The sequence below is a fragment of the Agromyces laixinhei genome (genome assembly GCF_006337065.1).
Lineage (GTDB): Bacteria > Actinomycetota > Actinomycetes > Actinomycetales > Microbacteriaceae > Agromyces > Agromyces laixinhei.
The window spans coordinates 2,956,773-2,972,045 of sequence record NZ_CP040872.1; the positions used below are offsets into that span (position 1 = coordinate 2,956,773).

Below are 15,273 nucleotides of genomic sequence, written 5' to 3' on the forward strand. Positions count from 1 at the left end.
CGCACTCCTGCGGCCCGACGCGGCGATACGACATAGGCTGTGTGGCATGCCCGACGATCCCGAGATCGACAAGCGCGTGCTTCGCGCCGAGCTGCGAGAGCGACGCCGGAACATGACGGCGCACGAACGCGAACTCGCCACCGAGGGCGTCACAGCTCGACTCGAGGAGCTCATCGGCTCGACCGGGGCCGAGTCGATCTCCTGCTATCTGTCGATGCCCGCCGAGCCGAACACCCGGCCATTCGTGAACTGGGCCGAGGCCCACGGCCTTCGCGTGTTGTTCCCCGTGACCCGTGAAGACGGCCTGCTCGATTGGACGGTCGGCGAAGAGGATTCCGAGACGCTCGGCCTGCACGGCACGCCCGAAGCGGTCGGTGAACTGCTCGGCCCGATGGCCATCAACGACGTCGACCTCATCGTCGTGCCGGCCGCCGCGGTCGACGCGGCGGGCACACGACTCGGCTGGGGCAGGGGCTATTTCGACAAGACCCTCGGCTCGATGGGAAAATGTCCTCCGGTGTACGCCGTGGTCTTCGACAGCGAGTTCGTCGAAGACCTGCCGCGTGAAGTGCACGACCAGCCCGTGAACGGCATCGTGACGCCCACGCGCATCATCGCGTTCTGACCCCACCGCGTCGCTCGAAATCGGAAGAAAGCACCATGCCCACCTACTCCTACCGCTGCACCGAGTGCGACAACGCCTTCGACATCCACCAGTCGTTCACCGACGACACGCTGACGGTCTGCGATCTCTGCGGCGGCAGGCTGCGCAAGCTCTTCAACACGATCGGCGTGACCTTCAACGGCTCGGGCTTCTACCGCACCGATTCCCGCAGCAGCATCAGCAGCAGCAGCGAGAGCGGTTCCGGTTCCTCCGGATCCGGTTCCTCCGGCTCGGGCTCCGGCTCCTCGGGCGCCGGTTCCTCCGGATCTGGTTCCTCGGGCTCCGGTTCCTCGAGCTCCGGCTCGGGCTCCTCGGGCAGCGGCGGCTCCTCGGCTAGCGTGGCCTAGGTCGCAATGGGCGACGCGAACAGAGGAGGGGCTGTGCTCAAGGGTTTCCAAGAGTTCATCATGCGGGGCAACGTCATCGACCTCGCCGTCGCCGTGGTCATCGGAGCTGCGTTCACCGCGGTCGTGAACTCGCTCGTGAACAACGTCTTCAACCCGCTGATCGGTGCGATCTTCAAGGCCGAGAGCCTTGACGGTGCGCTCATCCTCTCGATCCCGACCATGGACGGCGGTGTGGCCGAGGTGAAGTTCGGCGCCTTCATCGGTGCCCTCCTCACGTTCGTGATCGTCGCTGCCGTCGTGTACTTCGTCTTCGTGCTGCCGATCAACACCATGAAGAAGCACGCCGAAGAGCGCCTGAAGCGCGGAGCGGCCCCCGACGTGAGCGAGCCCGAAGCCGAGACCGAACTCGTGCTTCTCAGCCAGATCCGGGACCTGCTCGTCGAGCAGCGCATCGGTGGAGACGGAGTCAGCGCGAACGAGTCCGGCGGGGGCAGGCACCAGCAGTCCTGAGCAGCCGGCTCAGCCCCAGTGGGGCGGCCGTTCGCGAGTGATCCGATCGTCATCGGCGGATGCTTCCCGCTTGCCGTTCCGGGGCGGCGGGGAGTCGTCGACTCCCGGCGACGCGGTCTCAGGCGACGGGTCGGAGCCCGGGGCCGGGGTGAGCCGGGCACGGCGCGCGCGCCCGGCGGCGCGTTCGACGCGCTGACGTGGCTGCTCGGTCATCGGCGTTCGGCCGCGACATCCGCCGGTCGCTCGGCGTCGGGACGCCCGAGCAGTGACGCGACGCGTGCGGCGACCGCCTCGGGGTTGCCGAAGAGCTCGAAGCTGTGCACCCGAATGTAGTGCCAGCCGAGGCGGCGCAGCACGTCGGGTCGCAGCCGCAGCGACTCGCGCAGGCTGAGGCCCGCGAGCGCGTCGTCGGTCTCGACGACGACGGCCTTGCCCGCGTTCGCGGCGGCGAGTGCGAGCCGGCCGCGATGGCCGACGCTCACGCGGATGCCGCGGCGCTCGAGCCGTGCGGCGAGATCGTGCAGCATCGAGGGCGCCTCGCCCGTCGCACTCGGAGCCGCTGCACGCTCTTCCGACTGGGTGAGCACGTTCGCGAGGGCGAGCACGCCGTGGCTCTGCCGCTCCTCGTCGATGTCGTCGGGGCGGAAGGCCGAGACCACGTCCATCGAGCGGCGCGCACGGGTCATGCCGACGGCGAGCAGCCGGTCGCCGCCCGCCTCGCCGAGTGATCCGAAGTTCGAGAGCAGGCGGCCGTGCGGCGTGCGGCCGTAGCCGACCGAGAAGATCACGCGGTCGCGACTCTGTGCGACGGCCTGCTCGAGCGTCAGCACCGTGAACGGTTCGGCGCGATCCTTCAGGATGAAGTCCGACAGATCGGTGCGCTTCGCGAACGCCGCGAGCACGGCCTGGTGCACGCGTCCGGCGTGCTTCGTGCTCGCGGTGATGACCATGAGGGACTCACGCGGGCGTTTGACGGCGTGCTCCATGACGAGTTCGACGACCTTGGCGACCTCGGTGTCGATGGACTCGACGGTGCCGGTGACGGTGTCGGGCAGGCCGTTGCCCGTGACGTAGTGCAGGGCGAGACTGCCGTGGCCGAGGAAGCTCCCCGCCCAGGGCAACGACGCGATGCGGCCGGCGTAGAAGCGGTTGTTCACGAGTTCGGCGAGGTCTTCGCCGCCCGCACGGTAGCTGAGCGTCAGCGTCAGCGTCGGCAGCAGTTCGCCGAGACGCGCGAGCGCCGAATCCGCGTGCAGCGCGTCGACGCCCTGCTCGGACGACGGCACCTGCGTCTGCTCGGTGTCATCGATGCCGGTCTCGAAGAGCGTCGGCGTCTGCGTGACGGGATCGCCGAACGCGACGACCTGCTTCGCACGGCGGATGGCCCCGAGGTTCTCGGCGATGCTCGTGGCGCCGGCGTCGACGAGGATCACGGTGTCGAAGCCGATCGAGTCGTCGATCGCCGCGACGTCGTACGGCGACGCGAGCCACACCGGTGCGAGCACGCGGAAGAGATGCGGGGTCTCGGCCTGCAGCGTCTCGGGGCGCACGCGATCTCCGCGGAGCATCCGCTTCAACCGGCCGGCCTCGTCGGCGTGGTCGACGATCGCGACCTTCCAGTTCTCTGCGAGCCGCCAGGCGAGCAACGGACCCGCGGCCGAGGCGTGCGCTTCGTCGACGAGCCGGAAGTCGCTCTCGAGACGGTCGAGCACCGAGGTGTTCGCTCCGAGCAGTGCCTTCTCGGCGCCGAGCACCGACTCCAGCACCGACTGCCACCAGGCGAGCTCGAGTTCGGCGGCCACGCCCCGCTCGGGCACGTGACGCTGGGCGAGGTCGAGCAGCAGCGGGTCGAGGCCGAGGTCTCGAAGCCGGCCGAGCACGGCGGTGCGCTCCTGCAGGTTCGCCAGCACCTCGGACTCGGCGGCCAGGCCGGCGAGGGCCGCGATGAGATTGCGAACCGGCCTGGCGGCGAGCTGCCTGGGCGTGCCGGCGACGCCGAGCGGCGCATCGAGGGCGGCGAGGTCGCCCATCACGTGCTGGTAGGCGACGTGCACGTCATCGAGGCCGACAGGGACGCCGGGGATCGCCCCGGCGTCGGAGTATCGCTGCCACAGGGTGCGCTGCTGCTGGATGCCGCGGAGCGCGGCGTTCAGGTCGGAGACGTTCACCCCGGGGCGCACGAACTCGAGTGCGTGCCTGCGCAGGCGCCGACGATTGGCACCCGACATCCCCGGCGAATCGCGGCGCGAGGCGGTAGCCGTGATGAGCTCGCCGAGCGGCCGGTCGAAGACCGAGGGCTGGAAGCGGTCGAGCGTCTCGCGCACGTCGAGCAGGAGACGGAGGAACACGCCGAACTCCGCGACCGACTCGAACTCGCGGAGACGGGTCTGCGCGATGAGCGCGCGGCCACGGTCGAGCAGGCGCGGCAGGTCGCGGTTGGAGAGTCGCTTGGCGAGGTCGTGCGCCTCGGTCGCCTCTTCAGACGTCCTGAACGATGCGCCGTACCAGGGCGAGTCGCCGGGGCCGTAGCGGAACTCGCCGAGCGCGGCGGCCCTCGCGAGTTCGCGGGCGACCTCGTCACGGCCCGTGGCGAGCGCCACGAGTGCGGAATGATCGAGCCGCGCGGTCGTCGACGGCGCCCCTTCGACGAGCGCGAGCCTCGAGAGCTCACCGAGCGCGTCGAGCACCGACACGTGCAGTTCGGGATCGGTGCGCGTGAGCGCCGAGCGGTAGTCGAGCAGCACCTTGCGGAGACGCACGAGCGCGTCGTCGACATCCGCCACTCGCGGACGCTCGGCCTTCTCGTTGCGCGAGATCGACTGGATGAGTTCTCGGCGCAGGCCCGCGGTGGTCACGGCGGCCCCGCCGAGCCCGACCTGTCCGAGCCGATGGGCGATGCCGTCGAGGCTCGCCCGGCGTGCGCCGACGACGAGCACGCGCTTGTCCTTCGCGACGAGCGCGCCGATCGCGTTCACGATCGTCTGCGTGCCGCCCGTGCCCGGCAGCGTCTTCACGACGACCGAGTTGCCCGCCTCGATCTCGGCGACCGCCTGCTCCTGTTCGGAGTCGGCGTCGAGCAGCAGGGTGTCGGTCGAGGGCGGGCGCGCGTCGGGTGACACGGCGCGCACCCGCTCACCGGTCGCGGCGACGACGGACGCGCGAGTGGCGGGGTTGCCGGCGATCGCGTCGATGACGGGGTGGTCGAGCCTCGCGGCATCCGCTGCCATGTCGGGGCCCACCTCGGCGAACGAGGAGACGACGAGACGCGGCGCCACCTGGAACCACGGCAGGTGGCTCGTGAGACCGCGAAGCCGGTCGATCACGGGCTGCGGCTTGAACACGCCGTTCGTGATGGCGAGCGCGACGAAGGCCTCGGCGTCGAGGGTGATCTGGAACTGCTCGCGGAGCTCACGGGCGAGCGCCGGGTTCAGGAACGGCTGGCCCTTGAGCTTCAGCTCGAAGTCACGGCCGTACCGCCGGATCGCGAGCGGGCGCAGCAGCACGGGAGCCAGGAACTCCTCGCCGGCGTTGCGCCACGACGCGAGGCCGATCGCCAGATGCACCGACTCGATGCCGCGCACGGAGCGCAGCTCGATGCCCTTCTGCGTGATCTCGGCCGCGGCGAGGCGCGCGTTGCGCAGCGCGAGCTCATCGCGGATGAGACTCGACAACAGCGTGGACTTGCCGGTGATGAACTGGGGCAGGCCGCCGGGATGCGTCGTCGAGAGTTCGATGCGGGTGCGCGGGGTGTCGACGAAGCGCACGAGCGGCGATCGACCGCCGACGGCGGCGAGCTCGGTGTTCCAGCGACGCCAGGCGGGTTCGGCGACGTTGCCGGCAACGAAGTCGGGGGTGCCGAGGCTCAGCGCCTGGGGGCTCGTGATGTCGTGTGGCATGTGATCGGGAGTGAGGTCGTCGGCGGCAGCATCGATCTCGGGGTCGAGGATGTCTTCCTCGTCGCTGTTCCGATCGAGCCGCCGCACACGGACACCATACGTGCAATCACGCGGAATCCTCGGAGCATCGCCGCGCGAGGCCCGGTTTCGATACCCCCAGGGCATCGTGCTACCGTCGCGCTCCAGAGCCCAGCACGCGGTCCGAGAGCCGAGGAGACGAGATGCGATCCACCACCCCCGATGACGTCTACGCGATCACGGGCGCCGTCATCCTCGACGTGCGCGAGCCCTCCGAACACGCGCAGGCCCGCATCGAGGGCACGATCGATATCCCCCTCGGCGAGCTCGTCGAGCGATTGGCCGAAGTTCCCGGCGACTCCACCGTCTACGTGCTCTGCCACGTCGGCGGTCGCAGCGCACAGGCAGCGCAGTACCTCGAGGCACAGGGCATCGACGCGGTGAACATCGACGGCGGTCTCGTGGCGTGGTACCGGGCGGGCCTCCCGCTCGTGCACGGCGGAGCGTCGTGACCTGCTCCGACGCGGCTCACGGCGTCAGCCCACCGCCTGCAACTCGAGGCCGTGGGCCCTCGCGACACCCTCGTTCGTGAGCCGGCCGGCCGTGGCGTTCAACCCCTTGGCGAGCGCGGGGTCGGCGGCGAGCGCGGCCTCCCAGCCGAGATCGGCGATTCTCAGCGTGTAGGGCAGCGTCGAGTTGGTGAGCGCAGGTGTCGAGGTCGCGGGCACCGCACCGGGCATGTTGGCGACGCAGTAGTAGATGGCGTCGTGCACGCGGAACGTCGGCTCGGCATGGGTCGTCGGGCGCGAGCCCTCGAAGCATCCGCCCTGGTCGATGGCGATGTCGACGAGCACGGAGCCCGGCTTCATGGTCGCCACCATCGCATCGCTGACGACCTTGGGCGCCGCGGCGCCGGGCACGAGCACGGCGCCGACGACGAGATCGGCGTCTTTCAGCTGTCGCGCGATCTCGTACGGCGACGAGGCGAGGGTGTGGATGCGGTGGTCGTAGCGAGCGTCGATCTCGCGCAGCTTCGGCAGCGAGATGTCGAACACGGTGACGTCGGCGCCGAGGCCGAGCGCCGTCGCGGCGGCCTGCTCGCCGGCGACGCCGCCTCCGATGACGACGACCTTCGCGGGAGAGGTGCCGGGCACGCCGGCGAGCAGCACGCCGCGGCCGCCCCGCGAGGCGAGGAGTTCTGCGGCGCCCACCTGCGGTGCGAGCCGGCCTGCGACCTCGCTCATCGGGGTGAGGAGCGGCAGCGAACGGTCGGCGAGCTGCACCGTCTCGTAGGCGATCGCCGTGACGCCGGAGTCGAGGATCGCCCGGGTCAGGGGCAGGTCGGCCGCGAGGTGGAGATAGGTGAAGAGCGTGAGGTCGGCGCGGAGGAAGCCGTACTCGGCCTCGATCGGCTCCTTGACCTTCAGCACGAGGTCGGCCGACCAGGCTTCGGAGGCGGTCGCGACGATCGTGGCACCGGCCTCGACGTAGTCGGCGTCGAGGTAACCGGCCGATGCCCGCGGCCGGCCTGAATGGCGACGTTGTGGCCACGTCCGGCGAGCGCATGCACGCCCGCGGGCGTCATGGCGACGCGAAACTCGTTGTTCTTGATCTCTGCAGGCACGCCGATGTGCATGGGTCGCTCCGATTGCCGTGTGTCGAATGTCGCGGTGGCGACTGACATCAAGTCTCGCCGCTTGTTCGTCATTCCGACAGATCAATCGAACAGAATTCGGTAGGATTGGGGCATCCGCTGCACTCATTCGAATCAAGGATGTCTCGATGACCGATGCACCGCAGATCATCGCACCCGGTGCCGAGCCCTCGCCCGTCGTGCTCGACGCGATCGACCGGCAGATCATCACCCGGCTGCACGAGAACGCGCGCATCCCCAACGTCGATCTCGCCCGTGCGGTGGGTGTCTCGCCGTCGACCTGCCTTGCCAGGGTGCGCTCGCTCCGTGAGCGCGGCGTCATCGTGCGCTACACCGCCGAGATCGATCCCGCAGCGCTCGGGTACCACCTCCAGGCGCTCGTGAGCGTGCGCATACGGCCGGGCGCCCGCCACCTCATGGAGCAGATCTCCGACGAACTCCGCACCCAGCCCGAGGTCGCCCAGCTCTTCTTCCTCGGCGGTTCTGAGGACTTCCTCATCCATGTTCGCGTGCGCGACAGCGATCACGTGCGCCAGTTCGTGTTGAAGAACCTCTCGGCGAATCCCGCGGTCGCGCTGACCGAGACGAACCTCGTGTTCGAGCACCACACCGCCCTGTCGGCGGGACTCCGTGCCGTGATCTGAGGCACGCCCGCTCTCGCCAGCTGTGGCATCCGGCAATATCGTTGACGGCATGGCGCCCAACGAGATCGTCGCCCCCATGCTCGCGAAGGCCGTGCCCGGCGTGCCCGATCCGGATTCGGTCGCCGGCGGCCTCGCCTACGAACCGAAGTGGGACGGCTTTCGCGGCATCGTGTCGTTCGACGGCGACGACGTCGAGATCGGCAGTCGTGGCGCGAAGCCGCTCACGCGCTACTTCCCCGAACTCGTCGACGCATTCGCGCGACTGCTGCCGGTCCCGTGCGTGCTCGACGGGGAGATCGTGATCCGGGCGGCACGCAGCGGGCAGGCGCACCTCGACTGGGAGGCGCTCTCGCAGCGCATCCATCCCGCCGCGAGCCGCGTCGAGATGCTCTCTCGTGAGACGCCCGCGATGTTCGTGGCATTCGACCTGATCGAAGCCGATGGCGTGTCGCTGCTCGATCAGCCGTTCTCCGAGCGCCGAGCCGCACTCGAACGTCTCGTCGGCGAGCTCGGCGACCCGATTCGCCTGACCCGCATCACGAGGGATGTCGAGCTCGCCCGCCGCTGGCTCGAGGAGTTCGAAGGTGCGGGGCTCGACGGCGTCGTCGCCAAGCCGCTCGCTGCGCCGTACTCTCCCGGCAAACGGGTCATGCTGAAGGCGAAGCACCACCGCACCGCCGACGTCGTGGCACTCGGGTATCGCATCCACGCCTCGGGGAGCGGCGTGGGCTCGATCCTGCTCGGCCTCTACGACCACGAGGGGCGGCTCCGCAACGTCGGCGGCATGTCGGCGTTCTCGAACGCCCGCCGGCTCGAGCTTCTCGACGAGCTCGCACCGTACGTCGAGCGCGCCGACGACGGCGGTGCGGTCACGGGCGAGACGGAACGCGGCCGGTTCTCGTCGGGCCGCGACGTCTCGTTCGTACAGCTGCGGCCCGAACTCGTCGCCGAAGTGCGCTACGACCAGCTCGAGGGCGACCGGTTCCGCCACACCGCGCAGTTCGAACGCTGGCGGCCCGACCGTGAACCCCGCTCGTGCACCTTCGAGCAGATCGAGCGCCCGGTCGCGTACGACCTCGACGAGGTGCTCGGCACGGGCGGCGTCGACTCGTGAGCACCGGGGCCGCGGCGACACTCAGATACGAACGTGAGAGCGTCGAGTTCGCGCGCACCTTCGCGTTCCTCGACGCGGTCTACGCGATCGCCCTCACGCTGCTCGTGATCAACATCGATCCGCCCGAGGCATCCGCGTGGACGAGCGTGAGCGCACTGCTCTCGAGCGGGCTCGGCTGGCAGCTGCTCGGATTCGCCATCAGCTTCGCAGTGATCGCCGTGTTCTGGCGTGTCAACCACCGCATCGTCTCGGGCTTCAGCGCGATCAGTCCGGCGACGATCACGGTGAACCTCGTGGCCATCGCCTTCATCGTGCTCATTCCCTTCTCGACCCAGGGGATCAGCGATGTCGCGCTCACCGACGAGCCGCTCACCGTGGCCGTCTACGCACTGAACATCAGCCTCGCCGTGCTCGCACAGGCAACGGTCTACATCGTCGCCCGGCGCGACGGATTGCTGCGCGATCCCCTCCCGCGTCGCGCCGACGCGGTGAATCTCATCGACACCCTCACGACGCCGGTCATCTTCCTCGCCTCGATTCCGGTCGCCTACCTTCTCGGCGCCGATTGGGGGCGGTACACCTGGCTCCTCCTGCTCGTCGTCGGCCCGATCAGCGGGGCATGGGCGAAGCGGCGCGTCGCCCTGATCACGGCATCGGCGGCGGGGCATCCCGCTGACCGCGACGTTGCGACCTGAGCACCGCGCGGAGCGCGCGTGTGCATTCCGGCCTGCGCGAAGTGCGACGATTGAAGGATGCCCGTCGACACGTACCCGTTCGTGGAAGAGCTCGCGATCGCGAGGTTCGTCGGACCGCTGAACCTGAGCCGCGGCCGCACGGTCGAGCGCGCCGGCGCCGTCGTGTCGCTCAGCTGGGATCCGGCGCACTTCCAACTGAGCGCCGACGTGCAGGGCACGGCGGCCCGGCCGTATCGCTCCGACGTGAGACTCGACCTCGGCATCCCCGGCCGCACGACGATCCTCACGGGCGCCTGCACCTGCCCCGTCGGCCGCAACTGCAAGCATGTCGCCGCGACCCTGCTCGCGGCTGCCGAACGCAACCGACGCGAACAGGCAGAGCTCGCCGAAGCCGACGGTCATGATGCGACGACCGCGACAGCGGCCGGGTGGCGCGGCGAGCTGGCGGCGCTCGCCGGCACGCGGGACGGTTCCGACGAGCGAGCGGATGCCGCGGCGACGCGCCAACCGCTCGCGCTCCAGTTCGAACTGCGCGAGCGCGTCGCGCGGCGGAGGAGCGCCCGCCAGGCGGCTCGAGACGAACCCGCGTCGTCCGCGGCATCCGTCGACCGTCTCGCCGTTCGCCCGGTGACGCGCGGCGCCCGCGGCGGCTGGATCAAGGGCAACCTCACGTGGCAGAACGTCGGATTCCAGGGTCGAGCGGGCGGATTCGATCCGGTGCAGGCGCGATGGTTCGCCGAGTTCTCGCTGCTGAAGGGCACTCGGCACTCCGCCTTCGCGGAGTACGGCTCGGCCTGGATCTCGCTCGACGAGTACGAGAGCCGCACGCTGTGGGCGCTGCTCGAGGCGGCACCGCGCCTCGGCATCGCACTCGTCGGCTCGACGGCGCGCACCGAGATCGAGGTCGCCGGACCCGCGGTCATCGGACTCGACGCGCGGCGAGCGGCAGGCGCGCCGTCCGAGCAGGATGGCGACGACGACGCAGCCGCTCACAACTCCAACAGCACTGCCGACCTCGTGCTCACGCCGTCGGTCACGGTCGACGGCGTCGTGCACCCGAGCGAGCAGGTGCGCCTGATCGGTGCCCACGGGGTGTACGCCTACGACTTCGCGGAGGGCCGGATCACCCTCGCATCCCTCGCGGCTCCCCTCACCGCCGCCGGCCGTGCCGCCGTGCGGCGACGCGCTCCGATCGTCGTGCCCGCCGATGAGGTCGAAGCCTTCGTCGAGGAGCAGTACTCGACACTCGCTCGGTCGCTTCGGCTCGCGAGCGGAGACGGCAGCTTCGCGCTGCCCGAACTGCCACCGGCGACCCTCGTCGCCACGATGCACCACGAGCCGAACCATGTCGTGCGACTCGAGTGGGAATGGGAGACCGACGGAGGTCGCAGGTTCGCGCTCGACGCACCCGACGAAGAGTTCCACGACCCCGACCGGGAGCGGCTCGTCGCGACATCCGCCGCCCTGCTGCTCGCCGACGACCCCGCCGGGCTGCCGACGGTGACCCCGGGTTCCGAACCGCGACTCCGCCCCGAAGCGACGCTGCGCGGGCTCGCGAGCGCCGAATTCGCCGCACGGCTCGTGCCCCGGCTGCAGGAACTCGAACGGCTGCGGCTCGTCGTGATCGGCGATCCGCCCGCCTATCGCGAACTCGTCGCGGCGCCGCAGCTGACCGTCACGACGGTCGAGAGCGAACGCACCGACTGGTTCGACCTCGGCGTCATCGTCACCGTCGAGGGCAAGAAGGTGCCGTTCGGGCCGCTGTTCAGCGCCCTCGCGAAGGGTCGGCCGAAACTGCTGCTCGTCGATGGAAGCTATCTGTCGCTCAAGCAGCCCGTGTTCGATCCACTGCGGGAGCTCATCGACGAGGCCGGTTCGCTGCGCGAGTGGGAGGCGGGAATCCGCATCAGCCGCTACCAGACGAGCCTCTGGGCGGAGTTCGAGGATCTCGCCGACCAGTCGGAGACGGCAGTGGCCTGGCGCGAGACCGTCGCCGGACTCCGCGAAGCCGACCAGGTGGAGGAGATCGCGCCGCCCGTCGGGCTCGCCCTCGAGCTGCGCCCGTACCAGCTCGCCGGGTTCCGATGGCTCGCCTTCCTGTACCGGCACGGGCTCGGCGGAATCCTCGCCGACGACATGGGCCTCGGCAAGACCGCGCAGACCCTTGCGCTCATCGCCCACGCCGGCGAGAGCGCGCCGGAGGGTCGGCGGTTCCCCTTCCTCGTCGTGGCCCCGACCTCGGTCGTCTCGAACTGGGCGGCCGAGGCGGCGCGCTTCGTGCCGGGTCTCCGGGTCGAAACGGTGGCCGCCACGCAGGCGGCCAGCCGCACGCGGCTCGCGGATGTCGCGGCGCGCGCCGACATCGTCGTGACGAGCTACGCGATCCTGCGCCTCGACGCTCCCGAGTTCGCCGGGCTCGAATGGGCCGGGCTCGTGCTCGACGAGGCGCAGTTCGTGAAGAACGCGTCATCGAAGGCGAATGCCGCGGCACGCGACATCCGTGCGCCGTTCCGGCTGGCCGTCACCGGCACGCCCGTCGAGAACAACCTGATGGAGCTGTGGGCGCTCCTGAAGATCGTCGCACCCGGGCTCTTCCCTTCGGGTCGAGGGTTCGCGGAGCGATTCGCCCGCCCGATCGAGAACGACCACAACGCCGACCGACTCGCGGCGCTGCGCCGCCGCATCCGCCCGTTCATGCTGCGCCGCACCAAGGAGGTCGTCGCGCCGGAACTGCCCCCGAAGCAGGAGCAGGTGCTGACGGTGCAGCTCGACCCGGAACACCAACGCGTGTACGACGCGTTCCTGCAGCTCGAACGACAGAAGCTGCTGGGCCTCATCGACGACCTGGATCGCAACCGGTTCACGGTCTTCCGTTCGCTGACGCTGCTGCGCATGCTGAGTCTGCACGCCGCGCTCATCGACCCGGAACAATACGCCGAGGTGCCGTCGGCGAAGCTCGACGCCCTCTTCGAGCAGCTCGACGAGGTCGTCGCCGAGGGGCACCGTGCGCTCGTGTTCAGCCAGTTCACCTCGTTCCTGCAGTTGGCAGCCGCGCGGCTCGAAGCGACGGGCGTGCCGTACGCCTACCTCGACGGCTCGACCACGCGGCGCGGCGACGTCATCGCGAAGTTCCGCGAGGGCGACGCCCCCGTGTTCCTGATCAGCCTCAAGGCGGGCGGGTTCGGTCTGAACCTCACCGAAGCCGACTACGTCTTCCTCCTCGACCCGTGGTGGAACCCCGCGAGCGAAGCCCAGGCCGTCGACCGGGCGCACCGCATCGGCCAGTCGAAGCCCGTGAACGTCTACCGCATGGTCGCCGAGGGCACGATCGAGGAGAAGGTCATGGCGCTGAAGGCCCGCAAGGCGAAGCTCGTCTCGTCGCTCATGGACGACGGCGAGCTCTTCAGCGAAACGCTCACGGCAGACGACATCAGGGGGCTGATCGGCGGGTGAGCCGTACTCGTGCGGGAGTCAGGGGTTGGGCTTGCCGCCGGTGACGCTGAGGGTCTCGCCGACGACGTAGCTTGACGTGACCCTTACAAGCAGCACCCACCCACACTGGAACACCGGTGCCCCCGGGCAGGATTCGAACCTGCGCTTCCGACTTAGGAGGTCGGCACTCTATCCCCTGAGTTACGGGGGCGGCCGTAAGAGTCTACTTGCTGCGATCGCCGCTCGCGGGCGGCATCGAGGTTCGCCCGGCCGCCGTGACGCTCGCCCGCGGTACCGTGTTGTGCAGCGTGCGTGTGCTGCAGCGACCACCGACAGGCCGAGAGAACGGGATGGTATGAGCGAGTCGATTGGCACGAGATTCTGGGTCGGCGCGTCGACGACGGGTGCGCTGGGAACCGCGGCCCGCGGCATCCGCTCGCTCGACATCGCACCAGACGGCCGCTCGACGCTCGGCGAACCCATCGACGTCGGACGGAACCCCATGTTCCTGGCGGTCGCGCAGGGCACCGGCCTGCTCGGGATCGTGCACGAGCTCGACGACGGCCTCGTCTCGACGTGGACGATCGAGGGCGACACCATCACGCCGTTCGGTCTGCCCGGAACGACCGGAGCCGGCAGCCCCTGTCACCTCGCCTTCGACGAGGCCGGCTCGCTCATCTTCGCCGCCAACTACGCGGGTGCGCGGCTCTCGGTGCATCGTGCAGCGCCGGATGTCGCGGCCGACGTCGTGCTCGCGGCCGACTTCACCGGCTCCGGCCCGAACCGCGAGCGGCAGGCATCGTCGCATCCCCATCAGGCGGTCGTCGACACCGCTCGCAACCAGCTGCTCGTGCCCGACCTCGGCTCCGACCGTGTGCGGGTTCTGGCTCTCGACACCCTCCCCGAAGCGCTGCAGCACGACGAGAGACGTGACATCGTCATGCACGCCGGCGCGGGCCCCCGGCACCTCGTGATCACCGGCGACCTGGCCATCACCGCCAACGAGCTCGACCGCTCGGCGAGCATCATCGATCTCGTCGAGGGGCGCGAGGTCGCATGGTGCACGATCGGCGATGACGTCGAACCCCGCGGCTTGGGATGCTCGGCGATCCGTCTCAGCAGCGGCGGCATCGTGCTCATCGGCGACCGCGACGCCGATGCCCTGCGCGGGCTGCGACTCGACGCCGAAGCGCGCACGCTCGAACTCGTGGCGACGGTCGTGACGGGCGGGCGGCATCCGCGCGATCTCGAACTGACGCACGACGAGCGGTTCGCACTCGTCGCGGATCAGGCGTCCGACTCGATCGCCGTCGTCGCGCTCGACGCGGGAGGCGTTCCGACCGAGGTGGTCGACGTGATCGAGACGCCGGCGCCGGCGTGCCTGGCGCGCGTGTAGAGCCTCAGCCCGGCGGGTAGAGGTAGAGCGCCCCGCCCGCCGGAATCGTGCGGCGGTGGTAGGAATGGTCGGAGTTCTGGTTGTACTCCTCGATGTTCACGCTGCCGTCGGCGTTGATCGACTGCACGTACGCCACGTGGTTGTAGGGGAACCACGCGACCGCACCGACGACGGGCTCGCTCGACGTCGGCCAGCCCTTGCTCGCCCACTCGTCGGCCCACGCGTGCGCACTGCCCGAGGCGAGGTTCGACCAGTCCCACTTCCACGGGGCACTCGTGACACCGGCGTCACGATTCATGCGCCACGCGACGAAGTCGACGCACTCGCGGAAGTAGTAGCGGAGCGGTGAGAGCCCGCCGCCGAAGTCGTCGGGCGTCTGGTCCCACCAGGGGTAGTCGTCGCCCTCGGCCTTGACGGTGTGCACCGCGTAACTGCCCGAACCGCTGCGCGATGCGAGGTTCGCCTCCCAAGCCGCCTTGTCTGCCGCCTCCTGCGCGAGCTGGGCCGCCTCGATGTCGGCCTTCGTCTCCACGGTGTACTGATCGCTCGACTTCGCGGCGCCGCTCACGAGCGACGAGACCTCGATGTCTTGAGCCTCGGCCTTGGCGAGACTGAAGCTTCCGGATGCCGCGAATGTCTCGCCGCCCGGCATGAGCGCGTATGCCGGCAACGCCATCGTGCCGACGATCGCCGGCACGACCAGCACGGTCGCGAAGACGCGCATCGGACGACTGCGGCCGACGGCCGGGCGCGTGGCGCGTGGTGCGCTGCTTCGACGGCTCCGTGCTCGATCGGCCGATCGACGCGAGGAGCGCGGGCGCTCCGTTGCGTCGTGGGTGTCGTCAACGTTCAACTGCGGGACCTCCGGGCACCGCCTCGAAGCCGCAGCGCAGCCGGGAAGCG

Annotated in this window: 12 protein-coding genes, 1 tRNA gene and 1 pseudogene; 9 read left to right on the forward strand and 5 right to left on the reverse strand. The window is 69.9% G+C overall.

The window, feature by feature from the left end; genetic code table 11:
- Positions 1-46 precede the first annotated feature (46 nt).
- From FHG54_RS14030 to mscL, 3 genes are read left to right on the forward strand one after another with little or no spacing between them, the layout of a single operon-like run.
- Positions 47-625 (forward strand): 5-formyltetrahydrofolate cyclo-ligase, encoded by a 579-nt coding sequence (locus tag FHG54_RS14030; RefSeq protein WP_139417823.1) that lies wholly within the window; start codon positions 47-49, stop codon positions 623-625.
- Positions 626-660: 35 nt separating this feature from the next.
- Positions 661-1,011, forward strand: a complete 351-nt coding sequence (locus FHG54_RS14035; protein WP_139417824.1) for an FmdB family zinc ribbon protein — start codon at positions 661-663, stop codon at positions 1,009-1,011.
- Positions 1,012-1,044: 33 nt separating this feature from the next.
- Positions 1,045-1,521, forward strand: coding sequence for a large conductance mechanosensitive channel protein MscL (gene mscL / locus FHG54_RS14040; RefSeq protein WP_139417825.1), 477 nt, complete (start codon positions 1,045-1,047; stop codon positions 1,519-1,521).
- A 9-nt stretch (positions 1,522-1,530) separates the two neighbouring features.
- Here the strand turns inward: mscL and FHG54_RS14045 are convergent, their stop codons facing one another.
- Positions 1,531-1,734 (reverse strand): hypothetical protein, encoded by a 204-nt coding sequence (locus FHG54_RS14045; protein ID WP_139417826.1) that lies wholly within the window; start codon positions 1,732-1,734, stop codon positions 1,531-1,533.
- Positions 1,731-5,504 carry an AAA family ATPase gene (locus FHG54_RS14050; RefSeq protein WP_420837417.1) on the reverse strand — a complete coding sequence of 1,258 codons (3,774 nt, stop codon included), beginning with the start codon at positions 5,502-5,504 and terminating at the stop codon, positions 1,731-1,733. Before FHG54_RS14050 ends, FHG54_RS14045 begins: the two co-directional genes overlap by 4 nt.
- A 134-nt stretch (positions 5,505-5,638) precedes the next feature.
- Here FHG54_RS14050 and FHG54_RS14055 point away from each other — a divergent pair, with 134 nt between their 5' ends.
- The gene (locus FHG54_RS14055) at positions 5,639-5,947 is read left to right on the forward strand and encodes a rhodanese-like domain-containing protein (protein WP_139417828.1); all 309 of its coding nucleotides are present in this window, start codon (positions 5,639-5,641) and stop codon (positions 5,945-5,947) included.
- A 24-nt stretch (positions 5,948-5,971) separates the two neighbouring features.
- Here the strand turns inward: FHG54_RS14055 and ald are convergent.
- Positions 5,972-7,071, reverse strand: a pseudogene (gene ald, locus FHG54_RS14060) (alanine dehydrogenase).
- Positions 7,072-7,217: 146 nt separating this feature from the next.
- Here ald and FHG54_RS14065 point away from each other — a divergent pair.
- From FHG54_RS14065 to FHG54_RS14080, 4 genes are read left to right on the forward strand one after another with little or no spacing between them, the layout of a single operon-like run.
- Positions 7,218-7,733: an Lrp/AsnC family transcriptional regulator gene (locus FHG54_RS14065; RefSeq protein WP_139417829.1), complete on the forward strand. Its 516-nt coding sequence runs from the start codon at positions 7,218-7,220 to the stop codon at positions 7,731-7,733.
- A gap of 49 nt (positions 7,734-7,782) precedes the next feature.
- Positions 7,783-8,847, forward strand: coding sequence for an ATP-dependent DNA ligase (locus tag FHG54_RS14070; protein WP_168197184.1), 1,065 nt, complete (start codon positions 7,783-7,785; stop codon positions 8,845-8,847).
- Positions 8,844-9,542, forward strand: a complete 699-nt coding sequence (locus tag FHG54_RS14075; RefSeq protein WP_139417830.1) for a TMEM175 family protein — start codon at positions 8,844-8,846, stop codon at positions 9,540-9,542. Before FHG54_RS14070 ends, FHG54_RS14075 begins: the two co-directional genes overlap by 4 nt.
- Positions 9,543-9,599: 57 nt before the next feature.
- Positions 9,600-12,995, forward strand: coding sequence for a DEAD/DEAH box helicase (locus tag FHG54_RS14080; protein ID WP_139417831.1), 3,396 nt, complete (start codon positions 9,600-9,602; stop codon positions 12,993-12,995).
- A 117-nt stretch (positions 12,996-13,112) separates the two neighbouring features.
- Here FHG54_RS14080 and FHG54_RS14085 read toward each other — a convergent pair.
- Positions 13,113-13,185 (reverse strand) — tRNA-Arg (locus FHG54_RS14085).
- 144 nt (positions 13,186-13,329) lie between these two features.
- On the opposite strand from FHG54_RS14085, the gene FHG54_RS14090 reads away from it, so the two are divergent.
- Complete coding sequence (locus tag FHG54_RS14090; protein WP_139417832.1) at positions 13,330-14,370, forward strand: lactonase family protein; 1,041 nt, start codon at positions 13,330-13,332, stop codon at positions 14,368-14,370.
- 4 nt (positions 14,371-14,374) lie between these two features.
- Here the strand turns inward: FHG54_RS14090 and FHG54_RS14095 are convergent, their stop codons facing one another.
- Positions 14,375-15,094 carry a CHAP domain-containing protein gene (locus FHG54_RS14095; RefSeq protein WP_139417833.1) on the reverse strand — a complete coding sequence of 240 codons (720 nt, stop codon included), beginning with the start codon at positions 15,092-15,094 and terminating at the stop codon, positions 14,375-14,377.
- Between the last annotated feature and the right edge of the window lie 179 nt (positions 15,095-15,273).

Coding starts and splice junctions, on each gene's coding strand:
- FHG54_RS14030 (WP_139417823.1), top strand. CDS start 47: ATGCCCGACGATCCCGAGATCGACAAGCGCGTGCTTCGCGCCGAGCTG.
- FHG54_RS14035 (WP_139417824.1), top strand. CDS start 661: ATGCCCACCTACTCCTACCGCTGCACCGAGTGCGACAACGCCTTCGAC.
- FHG54_RS14045 (WP_139417826.1), bottom strand. CDS start 1,734: ATGACCGAGCAGCCACGTCAGCGCGTCGAACGCGCCGCCGGGCGCGCG.
- FHG54_RS14055 (WP_139417828.1), top strand. CDS start 5,639: ATGCGATCCACCACCCCCGATGACGTCTACGCGATCACGGGCGCCGTC.
- FHG54_RS14065 (WP_139417829.1), top strand. CDS start 7,218: ATGACCGATGCACCGCAGATCATCGCACCCGGTGCCGAGCCCTCGCCC.
- FHG54_RS14070 (WP_168197184.1), top strand. CDS start 7,783: ATGGCGCCCAACGAGATCGTCGCCCCCATGCTCGCGAAGGCCGTGCCC.
- FHG54_RS14080 (WP_139417831.1), top strand. CDS start 9,600: ATGCCCGTCGACACGTACCCGTTCGTGGAAGAGCTCGCGATCGCGAGG.
- FHG54_RS14090 (WP_139417832.1), top strand. CDS start 13,330: ATGAGCGAGTCGATTGGCACGAGATTCTGGGTCGGCGCGTCGACGACG.
- FHG54_RS14095 (WP_139417833.1), bottom strand. CDS start 15,094: ATGCGCGTCTTCGCGACCGTGCTGGTCGTGCCGGCGATCGTCGGCACG.